General features: G+C 68.1%; 16 protein-coding genes. 10 read left to right on the forward strand and 6 right to left on the reverse strand.

All coding sequences use genetic code 11. From position 1 onward, the window contains the following. Positions 1 to 87 precede the first annotated feature (87 nt). The gene (locus H9L41_RS16000; protein ID WP_051318666.1) at positions 88 to 2,382 is read left to right on the forward strand and encodes an ATP-binding response regulator; all 2,295 of its coding nucleotides are present in this window, start codon (positions 88 to 90) and stop codon (positions 2,380 to 2,382) included. Between the two features lie 246 nt (positions 2,383 to 2,628). Here H9L41_RS16000 and H9L41_RS16005 read toward each other — a convergent pair whose 3' ends face one another. From H9L41_RS16005 to H9L41_RS16015, 3 genes are all read right to left on the reverse strand, one after another. Continuing rightward, the gene (locus H9L41_RS16005) at positions 2,629 to 3,267 is read right to left on the reverse strand and encodes a response regulator (protein WP_028444666.1); all 639 of its coding nucleotides are present in this window, start codon (positions 3,265 to 3,267) and stop codon (positions 2,629 to 2,631) included. Between the two features lie 13 nt (positions 3,268 to 3,280). Next, positions 3,281 to 3,553, reverse strand: a complete 273-nt coding sequence (locus H9L41_RS16010) for a polyhydroxyalkanoic acid system family protein (RefSeq protein ID WP_034605883.1) — start codon at positions 3,551 to 3,553, stop codon at positions 3,281 to 3,283. Positions 3,554 to 3,726: 173 nt separating this feature from the next. Next, the gene (locus tag H9L41_RS16015) at positions 3,727 to 4,401 is read right to left on the reverse strand and encodes a DUF8198 family protein (protein WP_051318667.1); all 675 of its coding nucleotides are present in this window, start codon (positions 4,399 to 4,401) and stop codon (positions 3,727 to 3,729) included. 359 nt (positions 4,402 to 4,760) lie between these two features. On the opposite strand from H9L41_RS16015, the gene H9L41_RS16020 reads away from it, so the two are divergent. After that, positions 4,761 to 5,222: a phasin family protein gene (locus tag H9L41_RS16020; protein WP_084299750.1), complete on the forward strand. Its 462-nt coding sequence runs from the start codon at positions 4,761 to 4,763 to the stop codon at positions 5,220 to 5,222. A 329-nt stretch (positions 5,223 to 5,551) separates the two neighbouring features. After that, positions 5,552 to 6,781, forward strand: coding sequence for a patatin-like phospholipase family protein (locus H9L41_RS16025; protein WP_034605884.1), 1,230 nt, complete (start codon positions 5,552 to 5,554; stop codon positions 6,779 to 6,781). A gap of 93 nt (positions 6,782 to 6,874) precedes the next feature. On the opposite strand, the gene H9L41_RS16030 is transcribed toward H9L41_RS16025, so the two are convergent. Next, positions 6,875 to 7,507, reverse strand: coding sequence for a GntR family transcriptional regulator (locus H9L41_RS16030; protein ID WP_051318668.1), 633 nt, complete (start codon positions 7,505 to 7,507; stop codon positions 6,875 to 6,877). Between the two features lie 685 nt (positions 7,508 to 8,192). Between H9L41_RS16030 and H9L41_RS16035 the strand changes: the two genes are divergently transcribed. Next, on the forward strand, positions 8,193 to 8,498 hold the full coding sequence (locus H9L41_RS16035) for a helix-turn-helix domain-containing protein (protein WP_028444668.1): 306 nt from the start codon (positions 8,193 to 8,195) through the stop codon (positions 8,496 to 8,498). Positions 8,499 to 8,591: 93 nt separating this feature from the next. Here H9L41_RS16035 and H9L41_RS16040 read toward each other — a convergent pair whose 3' ends face one another. After that, positions 8,592 to 9,464 (reverse strand): radical SAM protein, encoded by an 873-nt coding sequence (locus H9L41_RS16040; RefSeq protein WP_211236796.1) that lies wholly within the window; start codon positions 9,462 to 9,464, stop codon positions 8,592 to 8,594. After that, positions 9,465 to 9,926: a universal stress protein gene (locus tag H9L41_RS16045; RefSeq protein WP_028444670.1), complete on the reverse strand. Its 462-nt coding sequence runs from the start codon at positions 9,924 to 9,926 to the stop codon at positions 9,465 to 9,467. A gap of 118 nt (positions 9,927 to 10,044) precedes the next feature. Here H9L41_RS16045 and H9L41_RS16050 point away from each other — a divergent pair, with 118 nt between their 5' ends. The 6 genes from H9L41_RS16050 (at position 10,045) to H9L41_RS16075 (ending at position 16,112) form a co-directional block, all read left to right on the forward strand. Further along, positions 10,045 to 10,515 (forward strand): acyl-CoA thioesterase, encoded by a 471-nt coding sequence (locus H9L41_RS16050; protein WP_051318669.1) that lies wholly within the window; start codon positions 10,045 to 10,047, stop codon positions 10,513 to 10,515. 210 nt (positions 10,516 to 10,725) lie between these two features. Then, positions 10,726 to 11,139 (forward strand): tellurite resistance TerB family protein, encoded by a 414-nt coding sequence (locus H9L41_RS16055; RefSeq protein ID WP_028444671.1) that lies wholly within the window; start codon positions 10,726 to 10,728, stop codon positions 11,137 to 11,139. A 156-nt stretch (positions 11,140 to 11,295) separates the two neighbouring features. Further along, complete coding sequence (locus H9L41_RS16060) at positions 11,296 to 13,023, forward strand: methyl-accepting chemotaxis protein (RefSeq protein ID WP_028444672.1); 1,728 nt, start codon at positions 11,296 to 11,298, stop codon at positions 13,021 to 13,023. 295 nt (positions 13,024 to 13,318) lie between these two features. Next, positions 13,319 to 14,167 carry an AAA family ATPase gene (locus H9L41_RS16065; RefSeq protein WP_034605885.1) on the forward strand — a complete coding sequence of 283 codons (849 nt, stop codon included), beginning with the start codon at positions 13,319 to 13,321 and terminating at the stop codon, positions 14,165 to 14,167. Between the two features lie 329 nt (positions 14,168 to 14,496). Continuing rightward, positions 14,497 to 15,588, forward strand: coding sequence for a DNA polymerase IV (gene dinB / locus H9L41_RS16070; RefSeq protein ID WP_028444674.1), 1,092 nt, complete (start codon positions 14,497 to 14,499; stop codon positions 15,586 to 15,588). After that, positions 15,585 to 16,112, forward strand: coding sequence for a DNA-deoxyinosine glycosylase (locus H9L41_RS16075; RefSeq protein ID WP_028444675.1), 528 nt, complete (start codon positions 15,585 to 15,587; stop codon positions 16,110 to 16,112). The genes dinB and H9L41_RS16075 overlap by 4 nt, the downstream gene beginning before the upstream one ends. The last annotated feature ends 111 nt before the right edge of the window (positions 16,113 to 16,223 follow it).

Genomic DNA, 16,223 nt, shown 5'->3' on the forward strand with positions numbered 1-16,223 from the left:
CGTTTTTTTCATCGGCGCCGGCTTCCGCCGGCCAGGGCGCCCCGCCCGTCTCGAGGATCCCGCGTGCAGGACATTACCGGACCCCGCTTGCGCCGCCTGTTCGCGCTCGCCTTCGTGCTGCTCGCCGCGCTCCACGCAGCCGCGCAGCCGCTGGTGCTGCGCCAGGCGCGCTTCTGGCCCAGCCACTGCGACGCGCGGCAGGGGCAAGGCGACCTGGTCGCCCTGCCCGACCTGTGGTCCGCCCGCGGCGTGCAGGGCCCGGGCGCCAGCTGCTACCGGTTCGACTTCGCCCTGGAACAGGCGCCGGCCGGCAACTGGGCGCTCGAGCTGCGGCGCATCTCGCGCGACCATACCATCTGGCTCAACGGCCACCTGCTCAGCAATCGCGGCTCGCCGCACAGCACCGCGCCGACCCGGCTCGGCTCGATGGCGCGGCTGGCCGAGATCCCGCCGGCGCTGTGGCGCGACGGCGACAACCGCATCGAACTCGAGGTCTCGACCGGCCAATGGCCGCGCGCCGGCCTGGCCGAGCCGCATGTCGGCCCCGACGAGGTGCTGCGGCCGCAGTTCGAGCTGCAGCGCTACTACGAGCGCTCGCTGCCGCAGGCGATCAACCTCACCACCGGCCTCTTGGCAGTGCTGACGCTGCTGATCTGGGCCTGGCGGCCGCGCGAGCGCGCGCTGGCCTACTTCAGCGTGCTGTTCCTGCTCGGCTCGGTACGCAACTGGTACTACTACGCCGATCTGCCGCTGGTCAGCGCCAGCTTCGGCAACTGGTTCTTCTATGCCGCCCAGGTCTGGACCGCCACCCTGCTGCTGCTGTTCTCGGCCGAGCTGTGCGGCCGCCGCAACCGCCGCCGCGACCTGGCCCTGGTCGCCGCCGCCAGCCTGCTGTGCACGCTGTCGGCCATGGTGGGCGACTCGGCCTGGCTGGAACGGCTGCGCGCCGTCACCTACCCGGTGCTGATCGCCACCCTGCCCACCACGCTGTGGTGGCTCTACCGCGGCGCGCGCGCCGCCGGCCCGCGGGTGTTCGCCGGCGTGATGGCCGGCCTCGCCGTGGTGCTGATCGGCGCGGCGCACGACTACCTGGTGGTCAACGACCTGCTCGGCCTCGAGGCCAACTACTGGCTACCGTTCTCGATCCCGCTGGTGCTGGCCGCCTTCGCCGTCTACCAGCTGCGCCGGATGGTGTCGGCGCTGGGCGAGGTCGAGGAGCTGGCCGACCTGCTCGAATACCGCGTGCGCGAGCGCACCCACGCGCTCGAACTGGCCAATACCGCCAAGACGCGCTTCCTCGCCTCGGCCAGCCACGACCTGCGCCAGCCGATGCACGCGATCAGCATCCTGGTCGCCACGCTGGACCAGCGCATGCCGCGCATCGAGCTGGGCCACGTGGTCGACCAGCTCAAACACGGCGTGCAGGCGATGGAGGAATTGCTCAAGGGCATCCTCGACCTCTCGCGGCTCGACGCCGGCGGCGTGCACGCGCGGCCGACCGAATTCGCGCTCGGCCCGCTGCTCGATGCGATCGAGCGCTCCGAAGCGGCGCATGCGCGCGAGCGCGGCCTGGCGCTGCGGGTGCGGCCGAGCCGCGACTGGGTGCGCAGCGACCCGATCATGCTCGAGCGCATCCTGCGCAACCTGGTCGGCAACGCGCTGCGCTATACCGAGCGCGGCGGCGTGCTGGTCGGCTGCCGCCGCCGCGGCGAGCGCCTGCGCATCGAGATCTGGGACAGCGGCATCGGCATCGACGCCGAGCAGCTGCCGCGGGTGTTCGAGGAGTTCTACCAGGTCGGCAACGCCGCGCGCGACCGCAGCAAGGGGCTGGGGCTCGGCCTGTCGATCGTCGAGCAGTACGCGCGCCTGCTCGGCCACCGGATCGAAGTGCGCTCGCGCCCCGGGCGCGGCTCCTGCTTCGCGATCGAGGTACCGGGCGTCGAGGCGGCGCTGCCGGCGGCCGAGCGCGCGGTGCCGGGGCTGGCGGCGCTCAGCGGCGCCTTCGTGCTGGTGGTGGAGGACGATGCCGGCGTGCGCGAAGCCACCGCGCTGCTGCTGCGCAGCTGGGGCTGCCACGTCGAGGTGGCCGACGGCGCCGACGCCGCGGTCGAGGCGCTCGACCTCCACCTGCGCTGGCCCGACCTCCTGCTGGTCGACCACCGGCTCGGCGGCGAGACCAGCGGCCGCCAGGTGATCGAACTGCTGCGGCTGACCATCGGCGAGGCGGTGCCGGCGATCCTGGTCACCGGCGACGTCGCGCCCGAGGTGCTGCGCGAGCTGTCGGACAGCGGGCTGCCGGTGCTGCACAAGCCGATCAACGCGCTGCAGCTGCGCGGGGCGATGGCGGATGCGCTGGCGGTGGAGACGATGCCGGCGGCTTGAGCGGCTGCCCCGATCTCCCCCGAAGGCTGTGCGCACTCCAGCTCCACGAAATGCGACGGATCGGCGAACCCGCATGCAGGCTTTCGCAGGTCGGGCTTTACGCCCGACAGCGCCGCCGATGAAGATCGCTGTCGGGCATAAAGCCCGACCTACCCTGCGCGTCTGATCGGTCGACGCCAATACCAGGCGATCATTCGGCGGGTGCATGGGCAACGAGAATGCCCGGGAAGGCCGGCAGACCGCGCCTCAGGCCTCGAACCGCAGCCCCAGCCGGCTCGCCGCGATCACCGCCTGGGTGCGGGTGGTGACGTTGAGCACGCGCAGGATCGCGCTGATATGGCTCTTCACCGTGGCCGGCGAGATGTCGAGTTCGCGGCAGATCTGCTTGTTCGACATGCCCTTGAGCACCCGGTGCAGCACCTCGGTCTGGCGCGGCGACAGGCCGAGCTCGCCCGGCTTGCCGCTGCGCAGCGGCGCCGCCACGGGGCCCAGCGCCAGCGCCTCGCACGGCAGGTAGATGCCGCCGGCCAGGATCAGCCGCAGCGCGGCGATCATCACGTCGCTCGAAGCGCTCTTGGGCACGAAGCCCATCGCGCCGTCGTTGATCGCCGCCAGGATCACCTCGGGCTCGTCGTGGCCCGACACCACCACCACCGGCAGCGCCGGATGACGCGCGCGCAGTTCGCGCAGCACTGCGCTGCCCGATTCGCCGCCGAGCTCCAGGTCGAGCAGCAGGAGGTCGGGCCGCATGCCCTCGTCCAGCAGCGTGTGCGCCTGCTCGGCCTGGCCCACGCCGACGATGGCCGCCTGCGGGTCGAGCTTGTGCAGGAGGCTGACCATGCCCTCGCGGAACAGCGTGTGATCGTCGACCAGCAGGATCTTCACGGGCGGCGCCGGCTCAGCCGAAATGCTGCCGAAGGAAGGCGCGCACCTCGGTTTCGATGCGCGGCTTGAGCGCCGACAGCAGGAACCCCAGCCTGGCTTCCACCACCACCTCGGTCGCCGCCACCGTGAGCTGGCCGCTGACGCCGGGCCGCTGGAAATTGAGCACGTCATCGTCCCACGCGTACTCCATGCCGAACTCCTGCTTCATCTGCCGCGCCACCTGCTCGGCCAGGTCGCGGGCCTGCTCGAGGGGCTTGTCGTGCGGATACTGGATGCGAAGGGACATGTCGGGTTCTCCTCGGGAAATGGAATGGATCACGGCGTTTGGATACCGCTGCGCCGGGCGGTGTTCCAATTCTAATGGACGGCCGGCCCGCATCGAAGCCAGGTTCGGCGGCAGGCAGTATCGGCCGGGCGCCGGGCAGGCACATCAGCCAGATGACCGGCCCGAAAGGCTGATTACTGCGCGACGGGCGCGAACGGCTGCGGATCGCCGGCCAGGATGCGTTCGAGGATCGTGCTCTCGCGCCGGCGGATGGTGGCGAGGAAGTGGTCGGCGCCGCCCATGTGCAGGAAGGCCGCCACCCCGCGCTCGAGAAAATCCTGCAGCTCGCCCAGGCCGGCCAGGTGGGCCGGGCCGTGCGCCAGCTTCAGCGCCATCTGCACCAGCGGCTTGCGCACCACCACGTCGAGCTCGTGGCCGAGCCGGTCGACCAGCTCGATCTGCTCGCGCCGTTCCGCCGCGTTGCCGCAGCGGCGATAGGCCTCGGCATAGCTGTCGGCGTCGATCCCGGTCACGCCCATGCGCTCGAACAGCATCTCGGCCAGCTCGGCGTCGAGCCGGTGGCTGAGCCGGTTCAGGTGCAGCGCGCGCTCGATCGCGTTCATCGCACGCTCGGGCAGCAGCCGGCGCATCTTGCCGACCACGCGCTCGCCGTCACGGTCGCGCTGGGAGAAATCGCGCGGGCCGTACAGGTCGGTCAGGAAGAATTCGGTCGCCTGGGCATAGCGCGGATCGTTCGAAAGATCGGCATAAGTGGCCGCCAGGCGCTCGGCCTGCCAGCACGCCAGCAGGTAGCGCTCGCGCGAAAGGCCGCCGGTATCGGTCGGAGAGTCGGGAGTAAGGGACGTCATTGTGGCAAAAAGGGAATTGGCAAAAATCCGACAGCGTCGCATCGGCGCATCAGTTCAAAGCCCGGCGCCAGCGGGATTTGAGCGGTCGGAAGCACAAAATCGCGACGTTGCAATACTGCAACAGTGTGTTTTCCGCACCCAGGCCGTCGAAAAAATACTCAAGAAAAACTGGCACTTAGCGCAACTTGTCCTGAATAATGCGAACCAAGGACGACGTATGCATCGCCGAATTATGACCCCAACTCGATGGGAAGAGCCGCCGACGAGCGGCACGCGGGAGAAACCGAATCACCGTCGGCCGCAGCGCGGGCGACATGCCGAACACACCGCAATTCAACTTTGTCTAACAGGAGCCCACCATGGCCAAGTCGCTGAAGAAAGCATCGGAAGAAAAGCAGTACGCCCACGTCATCCTCGAATCCGCCAACCAGATCTGGCTGGCCGGCCTCGGCGCCTTCGCCAAGGCCCAGGGCGAAGGCACCAAGATTTTCGACGGTCTGGTCGAAACCGGTAAGCAAGTCGAGGAAAAGAGCCGCAAGTCGGCCGAGGAGAAAGTCGTGGCAGTCACCAGCAAGGCAACCGAGACCTGGGACAAGCTGGAACAAGTGTTCCAGGACCGCGTGGCCCGCGCCCTGAACGCGCTGGGCGTGCCCAGCAACAAGGATCTGGCCGATCTGAACAAGCGCATCGACGAGCTGAACAAGAGCGTCAACGAGCTGCTGAAGAAGCAGGCCGCCAAGCCGGCCGCCAAGGCCGAGGAAGCCAAGGTCGAAGCCAAGGCCGAGCCGAAGGCTGAAGCCAAGCCCGCCGCCAAGGCCTGATCGACGGCACGTTCGACCGCCGCGGCCGGCCCGGTCATCCGGGCCTGGCCGCGGGTCGGGCCCGACGGGGCGGTGCGTTCATCGCCCGCCCCGTCGTCGTTCGGCCCGTCCGGCCGGTGGATCTCCAGCCGGAGAACCGGCGACGGGCAGCGCGGTCACGAATTGAGTGACCTGCGCACAGGCAGCCGCGCCGCCATGCCGCCGGCGGACACCGCCCGCGCGTTTGCCTTGCGACCGGTTTCGGTGGATATTCGCGCCCGCCGCGCGGATCGCCGCCCAGCTTCTTCCCCTCAAACCAGGCTGGCCCAGCCTCTCGGAAAACTTCCGCCATGTCGTCACCCAAACGTCCGCACATCGGTCTGAACCTCGCCGCCGGCGGCCCGCTGGGCGCGATCTACGAGGTCGGCGCCCTGTGCGCGCTGGCCGAAGCCATCGAAGGCCTCGATTTCACCAAGCTCGACGTCTATGTCGGCGTCAGCGCCGGCGGCTTCATCTCGGCCGCGCTGGCCAACGGCATCGCGCCGCGCGAGATGTACCGCATCTTCATCACCAACGATTCGCGCTCGATCCCGTTCGAGCCCGACCAGTTCCTGCGCCCGGCCTACCGCGAATACTTCCGCCGCGCGATGGCCATCCCCGAACTGCTGGTCGAGGCGTTCTGGGAATTCATCACCCATCCGCGCGAAGTCGGCCTGACCGGCGCCTTCATGCAGCTGTCGCACGCGATTCCGACCGGGCTGTTCGACAACAGCGAGATCGACCGCTTCCTGACCCGCGTGTTCACCAGCGGCGGCCGCAGCAACGACTTCCGCTCGCTCGGCACCAAGCTCTACATCGTCGCCACCGACCTCGACACCGGCCGCTCGGTCAAATTCGGCGGCCGCAACCACGACCACGTGCCGATCTCCAAGGCGGTGCAGGCCTCGGCCGCGCTGCCCGGCCTGTTCCCGCCGGTCGAGATCGACGGCGACCATTACGTCGACGGCGCGCTCAAGAAGACGCTGCACACCTCGATCAGCCTCGACGAGGAAGCCGACCTGGTGATCTGCGTCAATCCGATCGTACCGTTCGATGCGCGACTGGCGCCGCACGGCCACCCGAACAACCGCGACCGGCTGATCCGCGGCGGCCTGCCGGTGGTGCTGTCGCAGACCTTCCGCTCGATCATCCACTCGCGCATGCGCGTCGGCATGCAGCGCTACGCCAATACCTACCAGGGCGCCGACGTGGTGCTGTTCGAGCCGAGCCACGGCGACGAGGAGATCTTCTTCTCCAACGTGTTCAGCTATGCCGACCGCGAGAACATGTGCGAGCACGCCTACCAGCACACCCGCGAGGATCTGCGCCGCCGCGCCGACGAACTCGGCCCGATCCTGGCCCGCCATGGCTTGGCGCTCGATCACGCGGCGCTCGAGGAAGACCGCTGGCTGTCGCGCAAGGCCCACGCGCGCTACTGGCAGCGCTTCGACGACAAGCCGCAGCCCGAATCCTCGATCGACAAGCTCTACTTCACGCTCGACCAGCTCGACCACTACCTGCACGCCGAACAGGAACACTGAGCCGCAAGCAGCGGGCACGACACGCAGATCCCATGAAAAAAGCCGGCAGATGCCGGCTTTTTTCATGGCGGACCCGCAGCGGCCCGGGAGGACTCAATCCTCGAAGTGCGCCTCGACGAAGCGCACATAGGCTGCATGCAGCGCCTCCATGTGCGTGGTCAGCGAGTCGATGTCGCGCGCCTTCACGGCCTGCAGATAGGTCTGCCGCGACGGCGCGTCGGACGGGCGGCTGCCGCTGATGCGCACCACCTCGGCGTAGTAGCGCGTGGCGCGCTTGAGGTTGGTCTGGATCATCTCGAGCAGCAGCGGCCGGTTGGCCTTGGCCAGCAGCACCGCGTAATACTCGTTTAGCCGCTCCATGAAGAAGGTCGCGTCGTGGCCGCGCGGCGATTCGAGATCCTCGGTCAGCGCCTCGAGCTTGGCGATCTGCTCCTCGTCGATATCGGGCAGCGCGATGCGGAAAGCCAGCGATTCGAGCGCGTTGCGGATATCGGCGATGTCGGCCGCCTCGCCCTTGCGCATGCGCGCGACGATGGCGCCACGATAGGCGAAATACTCGACCAGGCCCTCGACCTGCAGACGTTGCAAGGCTTCGCGCAAGGGGATCGGGCTCACGCCGTAGCGGTTGGCCAGCTCGACCTGCTTGAGCTGTTCGCCGGCTTCGAGCGTGCCGTTGTAGATATCCTCACGGATCGCCTGGACGATCTTTTCAACCAGTGTGCTCATCGCATTGAGAGGCCGGACGGCCCACTATATTAAAAATTGATTAAGCGGCAAGTCTAACAAACTCGCCAGTATTTCTACCGGTACAGTCGTTCCTAATTTTTCCGGATACGACCAGGTAGTCGAAAGCAGTACAGCTCGATGCGGGCCGACATGCCCGCGGGATGGGCTACGCCATGGATCGCCGGCCGCCTGGCGGGTTCCCGCTGCACGGGGCCCCGGCGGCTCGGAAGATCATGCGCCGATGGATTATATATATGCAAAAGCTTTATGCGGAATGCAAGCCTGCACGCCGCCGGCATGTCGCCCTGACCCGGCCGGCATGATGCCGCCACTGCAGGAAGCGGACCGGCCCACCCGGCGCGGGGAAAGACAAAACCATGTACACGTATGATACAAGTTGCTCCCCCAAATGGGTTAAGCTTCAATATATAATCTTCTGTCCATGACAGTACGCTAGTCGCAAGCCGTAGCTTGCGTTGCCGATCGCAAGATGCCTCGCGCAGGCGGCACAAGCCAAGTAATATTGCGTTCCGCCTAGAGGAATTTCCTTGATTTATGCTATGTGCATGAACTAGAACGAAATAGCGGCGTCAAAACAACAAGAGCCGGCCACGCGAGATGCTGATCGACAGCGCGCAGATGGTCGCCGTTAAGACGATGACAGGTACACCTGCGGGAATAAGCCATGAAACTATTCGAGAAAGTGTTCAATCCGCGCGATATCCGCCGCAAGCTTGGCATGAACCAGCAAGAGTTCTGGACCAAGATCGGCGTCACCCAGAGCGGTGGCTCGCGCTACGAAAGCGGTCGCAACATGCCCAAGCCGGTGCGCGAGCTGTTGCGCCTGGTGCACGTCGAGCAGGTCGACCTGACCCGTGTCTGCCGCGAGGATTTCGAGATCATCGAATACCTCAAGGAAAACCACCCGGACCTCTACAAGAGTCTGCAGAAAGCGGTCAAGAACAAGGCCGAATCCGAAACCGGCGCCTGATCGCCGGCCGGATTCCGCCGCAGGTGCGCCGTGGGGGTGCGCCTGCGGCCCACCGTCCGCCCCGCCGTGCGATCCGCGGCGCGGCGGTACGCGTTACAGGCTGAGCTTGACCGGTAATCCCAGCGTCTCGATGCGTGCGGCAAGTTCGCGCATCCATACCTCCGGCGCGCGCGACAAGCGCGGTGCTTCGGGTTGGGTAGATTCGCGTGCCAGGCCGTAGAGCAGCACGCCGGCCGGTTTTGCTCCTTCCGCCATCGCCTCCCCCAATAGATCCAGCCAGGCCGCGATCTCCGCGTCGGTCGGCACTCGGCCGTCCAGCGCGAACATGCAGGTCTGCAGCCAGGTCGGGCAGCGTTCGGTCGCGGCCCGCAGGTGGCGCTTGATCTGCGCCGCCGTCAACGCGACCTGGTTGACCTCGCTGTAGCCCGCGCTCGGCGCGCGGTCGTACTTGAACCAGACCTCGCCATTGAGTTCGCCCATGCGCGCCACGGCCGCCTGCACGGCCGGCTTGTAGAGCTGGCTGCCGTTGGTGATCAGCACGAACTTCAACTGGCCCAGCAGGCCGGTGCGCTGCAACTGGCGACCGACGATCTCGATCACCTCGCCGAACTGCCGGCTGGAAGTCGGCTCGCCATTGCCGGACAGCGCGATGTCGTTGATCCGGCGCGCCTCTAGCGGCACGTTGTCGGCCATGAAGCTGCCATGGATCAGCTCGTCGAGCATCGCGGCCAGCTCGCGTTCGAGCAGCGCGAGATCGAGCACCGGCGCGTTGCCGCGTACCAGCTCGGGCACCTGGCAATAGATGCAGCGCCAGTTGCAGGCATTGTTGGGATTGAGGTTCACGCCGACCGACACGCCCCCGGCCCGGCGCGAAACCACCGGGTAGATGTAGCGAAAGCCGAGGATGTCGCGGCGATGGTCGGTGACCGCGAGCGGCACGACCGGTTTCAGCAGGGATTCCGACACTTATTTCTTCTGTTTCTCGCGCTTGATCGGGAAGATGAGCACGGGCACCGGCGCGTGGCGCACCACGCCCTCGGCCACGCTGCCCAGCAGCAGGTGATCGAGGCCGGTCCAGCCATGCGAGCCCATCACGATGATATCAGCCGGCCAGTCCTGCGCGTCCTCGATCAGCGCCGTCGAGATCGAGCCGCCCCAGATTTCCAGCAGCGCGGTCTCGGCCTCGACGCCGTTGTCGCGCATCAGGCCCGCCGCCGATTCGAGCACCTTGCGGCCCGCCTCGCGCAGATTGCCCTGCAGTTCGCCGACGTCGACGAACTCGGCGCCGCCCCAGGTGAACTGGGCGAGGTCGATGACGTGCACCAGGCGCGTGCGCCCGTGCTGCTCGCAACAGAACCTGGTCGCTTCGACCAGCGCCTGGCGCGAGGTGTCGCTGTCGTCGACCGGTACGAGGATGCGTTGGTACATGGCTGACTCCTTGGCTGGGTTCGGTCCACCCTGTTCCCACTATAGCTAGCGGCCGGTTGCTCGGCAGGCGCGGCGCGGCTTACACTGGCCCGCCACGCCACCCGTCTCCGCGCTCCATATGGCCCGCGTCAAGCTCGATCTGCCCGATACCTTCCCGTTCTGCACCACGCTCGAGATCGGCATCGGCCACATCAACTACGGCGGCCACCTGGGCAACGACTCGGCGCTGACGCTGGTGCACGAGGCCCGCCTGCGCTTCCTCAAGTCGCTCGGCTTCGGCGAACTCGACATCGCCGGCCGCGGCCTGATCCTCACCGACGCGGTGGTGGTCTACAAGGCCGAAGCGTTCTGGGGCGAGACGCTGGTGGCCGAAGTCGCCGCAAGCGACTTCAACAAGTACGGCTGCGATTTGCTCTATCGGTTCCGCAAACAGGCCGACGGCCGCGACGTCCTGCACGCCAAGACCGGCGTCCTGTTCTTCGATTACGCTGCACGCCGCCCCGCCAGCGTCCCGGCAATCTTCACGGAAGCACTGGGACTCGACCGAGGGTACAAGTCCAGTACAAGCGTGGAAAATACAACTGATTGAATGACCCGCACGTGGTCATCAGCCCCACGAACGAGCGTCAGCGAGGCCCCCTCGCGGCGGCGAGGGCGGGGGAGTCGGAATGAATCAGGGGAGAGCCGCTGGTTCAGCACGCGCCGAACGCGAGCGCCCGGCTTTGCCGGGTGCCTGCTCTGCAGCTTAGATCCACAGCGAACAGAGCCAATACCAAACAGGCTCGACGGAGACAACGAGATGAAGAAATACAGCCCCAACAGTCCCGAAGCGATGGCTCGCCTCCTGGTGATGCTGATCATGAGCGACGGCAACGTGGACCCGCGCGAGATCGACAGCCTCGAGACGCTGAACATCTACGACGCGCTCGACATCAGCCGCACCGGCTTCATCGAGGTGCTGCACCAATATTGCAACGATCTCTCCGACGAGGCCGACGAAGCCGGTCAGATCCACCTGGTCGACCGCGAACGCATCGACGACCTGCTCGAGACCGTGACCGAGCCCAAGAAGCAGCTGCTGGTCGCCACGCTGGCGCTCGACATGACCAAGGCCGACCGCTCGCTGTCCGAGCCCGAGCTCGCCATCTACACCCATATGCTCGAACGCTGGCACCTGACGCTGGACGACATCGAGTCCGCCTACGCCCGCTGATCTCCGCTTCCCGGCTCGTTCCCCGCGGCGCTGACCGCCGCCGGCCGCCATGCCGGCCGGCATCGCCTATGCTGGAAGGCACGGCCCGATCCGTCGGTGCCGGCCGAGCGCCCGCATCCGACGGGCGCCGCGAGACGAGAAGAGGAGACCGGCACGATGAGCACTTTCCGCGCCTTTCACGACAGCCCCGAAGCGGCCGCTTTCGGCACGCTCGGCCGCAAGTTCGCCGTCCTGTTCGCGCTGCTGGCGATCGAGGCGGCGCTGCTCTGGCCCCTGTTCGGCCACGCTGAGGCGACGCTGCTGCTGGCCGCGTCGGCCGTCTTCATCGGCGCCATGGTCTGGTACTACAACCGCCGGATCGCGCTGCCGCTGCGCCGCATGCGCGAGGCGATCGACGAGATGGCGCGCGGCGAGGGCGACCTGTCGCGCGATCTGCGCATCGACAGCCGCGACGAGATCGGCCAACTGGCCGCCGCCTGCAACCGCCTGCTGGCGCGCCAACGCCAGACGCTGGCCGAGGTGCAGGGCCTGACCGTCCGGATCGCGGTCGAATCGGCCCGCTCGCTGCGCAACATCACCGATTCCACCGCCAGCGCCGAACAGCAGTCGCGCTTCGCCGAGGCGGTGCTGGCGGCCAGCGACGCCGCCACCGGCCGGCTCGGCGAGGTCGCGGCCGAGACCCGCCAGATCGCCGCCACCACCACGCAGAACCTCGAGGTCGCCCGCACCGCCCATGCCGAGCTCGGCGAGGTGAGCACCCACATCCACGCGATCGGCGCCGAGATCGGTGAATTCAGCCGGGTGGTCGACGGCCTCAACGGCCGCTCGGCCAGCATCAAGCAGGTGGTCGACCTGATCAAGGAGATCGCCGAGCAGACCAACCTGCTGGCGCTCAACGCCGCCATCGAAGCGGCCCGCGCCGGCGAAGCCGGCCGCGGCTTCGCGGTGGTGGCCGACGAGGTGCGCAAGCTGGCGGAGAAGGTGCGCGGCGCCACCGAGGACATCTCGGCCAATATCGACGCCATGCTCGGCGACGTCTCCACCACCCATGCGCGCACGCTGTCGATCAGCCGGAGCGCCGGCATCACTCGCGCCTCGGTCGAGCGCGCCGCCGGCCATTTCGGCAAGCTGGTGGTCGATTTCGAATCGTCCAGCCAACGGCTCGGCGGCATCGCCGGCCACGTCGACGAGTTCGCCGAGACCAATGGCGAGATCAACCAGCGCGTCGCCCACATCCACGCCGACAGCCGCACCATCGCCGAGCGCATGCAGCGATCGGCCGCCGCCACCCGCGATCTCAGCGGCGTGGCCGACGAGGTGCAGCAGCTGGCCGGCCGCTTCGTGCTCGGCCAGGGTCCGCTCGACGCGGCGCTGAGCCGGCTGCTGGCGGCGCGCGACGAGATGGCGGCCGGCATCGCCGCGCTGGCGGCCGAGGGCGTCGAGGTGTTCGACCAGCGCTACCAGCCGGTGGCCGGCACCGATCCGCAAAAATACCTGACCCGCTACGCCGAGCGCTTCGGCCCGGTGTTCCAGCCGCGCTACGACGCACTGGTCAAGGCCACGCCGGGCGGCAAGTTCTGCCTGCTGGTCGACGGCAACGGCTACGGGCCGAGCCACAACAGCTGGTATTCCAAGCCGCCGACCGGCGACCGGGCGACCGACCTGGTGAACAGCCGCCACCAGCGCATCTTCAACGACCCGGCCGGGCTGCGCGCCGCGCGCAACCAGCAGCGCTTCCTGCTGCAGACCTATGTGCGCGATACCGGCGAGATCATGACCGAGCTCGACGTGCCGGTCTGGATCGGCGGCCGCCATTGGGGCGCGCTGCGGCTCGGCTTCGATGCCGCGACATTGCTGGCCGAGCCGGTGGGCAGGAAGCCGTAGATAGCCTCGTCGCCGTCAAGCGGCAGCAGCAAGCACAACGGCCGGACTTTCACCGCGGAGGACGCCAAGGACGCGGAGGAAGGCGGGCACCTTCCGGACGACGGCTCCTTCTCGCCACGCGCAGGAGCGGCTTGCCTCTGTGTCCTCGGCGTCCTCCTCGGTGCATCCTTGTTGGTCCGGGAGATCTGGACTCAGGCGCTACTCCGAGGCACGCCAAGGCCCGGGCACCGCAGCGGCCGCGGAACACGAGCGATTGCTTGGTAAAATCGGCGGCCTCCGACCCGGAATCCCACCGATGACCTCATCCCCCCGTTTCACCGGCAGCGACCAGTACATCGCCACGCCCGACCTGATGCTGGCGGTCAACGCCGCCATCACGCTGCAGCGCCCGCTGCTGATCAAGGGCGAACCCGGCACCGGCAAGACCCTGCTGGCCGAGGAGATCGCCCGCTCGCTCGGCAAGCCGCTGATCAGCTGGCACATCAAGTCCACCACCAAGGCGCAGCAGGGCCTGTACGAATACGACGCGGTGTCGCGGCTGCGCGACGGCCAGTTGGGCGATGCGCGCGTGCACGACATCGGCAACTACATCGTGCGCGGCAAGCTGTGGGAGGCGTTCGAATCCGATCGGCAGGCGGTGCTGCTGATCGACGAGATCGACAAGGCCGACATCGAATTCCCCAACGATCTCCTGCGCGAACTCGACCGCATGGCCTTCGACGTCTACGAGACGCGCCAGACCGTCAGCGCGCGCCACCGGCCGATCATCGTGATCACCAGCAACAACGAGAAGGAGCTGCCCGACGCCTTCCTGCGCCGCTGCTTCTTCCACTACATCCGCTTCCCCGACCGCGACACGCTGCGCGCCATCGTCGACGTGCACTACCCCGCCCTGCGCGAAGATCTGCTGCGCGAGGCGCTCGAGCTGTTCTACGCCGTGCGCGAACTGCCGGGGCTGAAGAAGAAGCCGTCGACCTCGGAGCTGCTCGACTGGCTCAAGCTGCTGCTGGCCGAGGGCGTCGAGCCGGCCGCGCTGAAGGTGAGCGAAGGGCTGCCGCCGCTGTCGGGCGCGCTGCTGAAGAACGAGCAGGACGCCAACCTGTTCGAGCGGCTGATCAAGATGGTGCGCGCCCGGCAGGGCTGACGCGCGCGGCGGCCCATCGTCGAAACGGCTTCGGCCGCGAGTGGCCGTCGCCGCACCGGTCGCCATTCGCGGCCGAAGCCGCGCCTACAGGGTGCACCGCGTAGGTCGGGCCTTATGCCCGACGGCGACCTCGATCAACGGCGCCGTCGGGCATAAAGCCCAACCTACCGATCGGATCGCAGCCCTGTATTGCTTGCACGGGCAGCCGCACCAAATGCGATCGACAGGGCGGCGCTCCTGGATGCGCGGCGGCGCGACACAGGCAAACTTGGCCGCAATGCCCACGGCAAGCGAGAATACGTCCGTTCTCCAACCCCGCCCCGGCGGCCATGACCGGCACCTTCCGCAAGATCATCCACATCGATTGCGACTGCTTCTACGCCTCGGTCGAGATGCGCGACGACCCGAGCCTGCGCGGCCGGCCGGTGGCGGTCGGCGGCAGGGCCGAGCAGCGCGGCGTGATCGCCACCTGCAACTACGAGGCGCGCGCCTTCGGCGTGCGCTCGGCCATGGCCACCAGCCAGGCGATGCGGCGCTGTCCGCAGCTGGTGCTGCTGTCGCCGCGCTTCGACGTCTACCGATCGGTGTCGCGCCAGATCCACACGATCTACCGCGACTTCACCGCGCTGGTCGAGCCGCTGTCGCTGGACGAGGCCTACCTCGACGTCAGCGAGTCGCCGCAGCACCAGAACAGCGCCACCCGCATGGCCCATGAAATCCGCGACCGCATCCGCGCCGAGGTCGGCATCACCGCCTCGGCCGGCATCGCGCCCAACAAGTTCGTCGCCAAGATCGCCAGCGACTGGAACAAGCCCGACGGCCAGTTCCTGGTGCGGCCGCAGGACGTCGACGCCTTCGTCGCGGCGCTGCCGGTCGGCAAGCTGTTCGGCGTCGGCAAGGTCACCGCGGCACGCATGAACGAACTCGGCGCGCAGACCTGCGCCGACCTGCGCGACTGGCCGCTCGAGCGGCTGACCCAGCATTTCGGCCGCTTCGGCCTGCGCCTCCACGACCTCTGCCGCGGCATCGACGAGCGGCCGGTGAGCACCGACCAGCCGCGCCGCTCGCTGTCGGTCGAGACCACCTATGTGCACGATCTGCCCGACCTGGCCGCCTGCCGGCGCGAGCTCGAACCGCTGATCGCCGACCTCCATGCGCGGCAGAAGCGCAGCAGCGACGCCAGCAAGCCCTACAAGGCCTTCGTCAAGATCCGCTTCGACGATTTCACCCACACCACCGCCGAATGCCTGAGCAGCGCGCCCGACGCCGAGGTCTGGAGCCATCTGCTGCAGGAAGGCTGGCAGCGCCAGCGCAAGCCGGTGCGGCTGCTGGGCGTGGGTTTCCGCTACGAGGACGAGGAACGCGGCATGCACAAGCAGCTCGCGCTGTTCGACGGCGGCCAGGACGAGGCGCTGCCGTGAACGCGCCCAAGCGCTGCTTCCCGCCGGTGGTCGATGCCGGCACGCGGCTGCTGATCCTCGGCAGCCTGCCCGGCGAGGTCTCGCTGGCCCACGCGCAGTACTACGCGCATCCGCAGAACCGCTTCTGGGAGCTGGCCGGCGCGGTGATCGGCCAGGACCTGCGCGCGCAGGACTACGAGGGCCGGCTCGCCACGCTGCTGCGGCACGGCGTCGGGCTGTGGGACGTGGTGGCGCAGGCGCGGCGCGCCGGCAGCCTCGACAGCAGCATCCGCGACCATGTCGGCAACGACCTGGCCGCGCTGCTGGCGACGCTGCCGCAGCTGGCGGCGATCGCCTTCAACGGCGGCACGGCGGCCACCCTCGGCCTGCGCCAGCTGGGCGACACGGCGCAGCGCTACGCGATCTTCCGCCTGCCCTCGTCGAGCCCGGCCCATACGCTGCCGCTGGCCGACAAGCTGGCGGCGTGGCAGGCGCTGAATGCCGTGCTCGCGCCCCGTGGGGCCCAAGATGCCGCCGTCCCCTAGAACCCGGCATGAGCTCGAATGCCGCTGATCGAAGAGCTGTCGAGCGTAGCGAGGTCCCCCGCCGGCGGGCGGGGCGGAGGGGTGGGATTCGATCAGAGCAAGCCGCTGTTT

It is taken from the genome of Chitinimonas koreensis (assembly GCF_014353015.1).
Taxonomy (GTDB): domain Bacteria; phylum Pseudomonadota; class Gammaproteobacteria; order Burkholderiales; family Chitinimonadaceae; genus Chitinimonas; species Chitinimonas koreensis.

Bases quoted from the DNA above. Each gene is read 5' to 3' on its own strand.
- H9L41_RS16010 (WP_034605883.1), bottom strand. From the start codon at position 3,553: ATGTCCCTTCGCATCCAGTATCCGCACGACAAGCCCCTCGAGCAGGCC.
- H9L41_RS16015 (WP_051318667.1), bottom strand. From the start codon at position 4,401: ATGACGTCCCTTACTCCCGACTCTCCGACCGATACCGGCGGCCTTTCG.
- H9L41_RS16020 (WP_084299750.1), top strand. From the start codon at position 4,761: ATGGCCAAGTCGCTGAAGAAAGCATCGGAAGAAAAGCAGTACGCCCAC.
- H9L41_RS16025 (WP_034605884.1), top strand. From the start codon at position 5,552: ATGTCGTCACCCAAACGTCCGCACATCGGTCTGAACCTCGCCGCCGGC.
- H9L41_RS16030 (WP_051318668.1), bottom strand. From the start codon at position 7,507: ATGAGCACACTGGTTGAAAAGATCGTCCAGGCGATCCGTGAGGATATC.
- H9L41_RS16035 (WP_028444668.1), top strand. From the start codon at position 8,193: ATGAAACTATTCGAGAAAGTGTTCAATCCGCGCGATATCCGCCGCAAG.
- H9L41_RS16045 (WP_028444670.1), bottom strand. From the start codon at position 9,926: ATGTACCAACGCATCCTCGTACCGGTCGACGACAGCGACACCTCGCGC.
- H9L41_RS16050 (WP_051318669.1), top strand. From the start codon at position 10,045: ATGGCCCGCGTCAAGCTCGATCTGCCCGATACCTTCCCGTTCTGCACC.
- H9L41_RS16055 (WP_028444671.1), top strand. From the start codon at position 10,726: ATGAAGAAATACAGCCCCAACAGTCCCGAAGCGATGGCTCGCCTCCTG.
- H9L41_RS16060 (WP_028444672.1), top strand. From the start codon at position 11,296: ATGAGCACTTTCCGCGCCTTTCACGACAGCCCCGAAGCGGCCGCTTTC.
- H9L41_RS16065 (WP_034605885.1), top strand. From the start codon at position 13,319: ATGACCTCATCCCCCCGTTTCACCGGCAGCGACCAGTACATCGCCACG.
- dinB (WP_028444674.1), top strand. From the start codon at position 14,497: ATGACCGGCACCTTCCGCAAGATCATCCACATCGATTGCGACTGCTTC.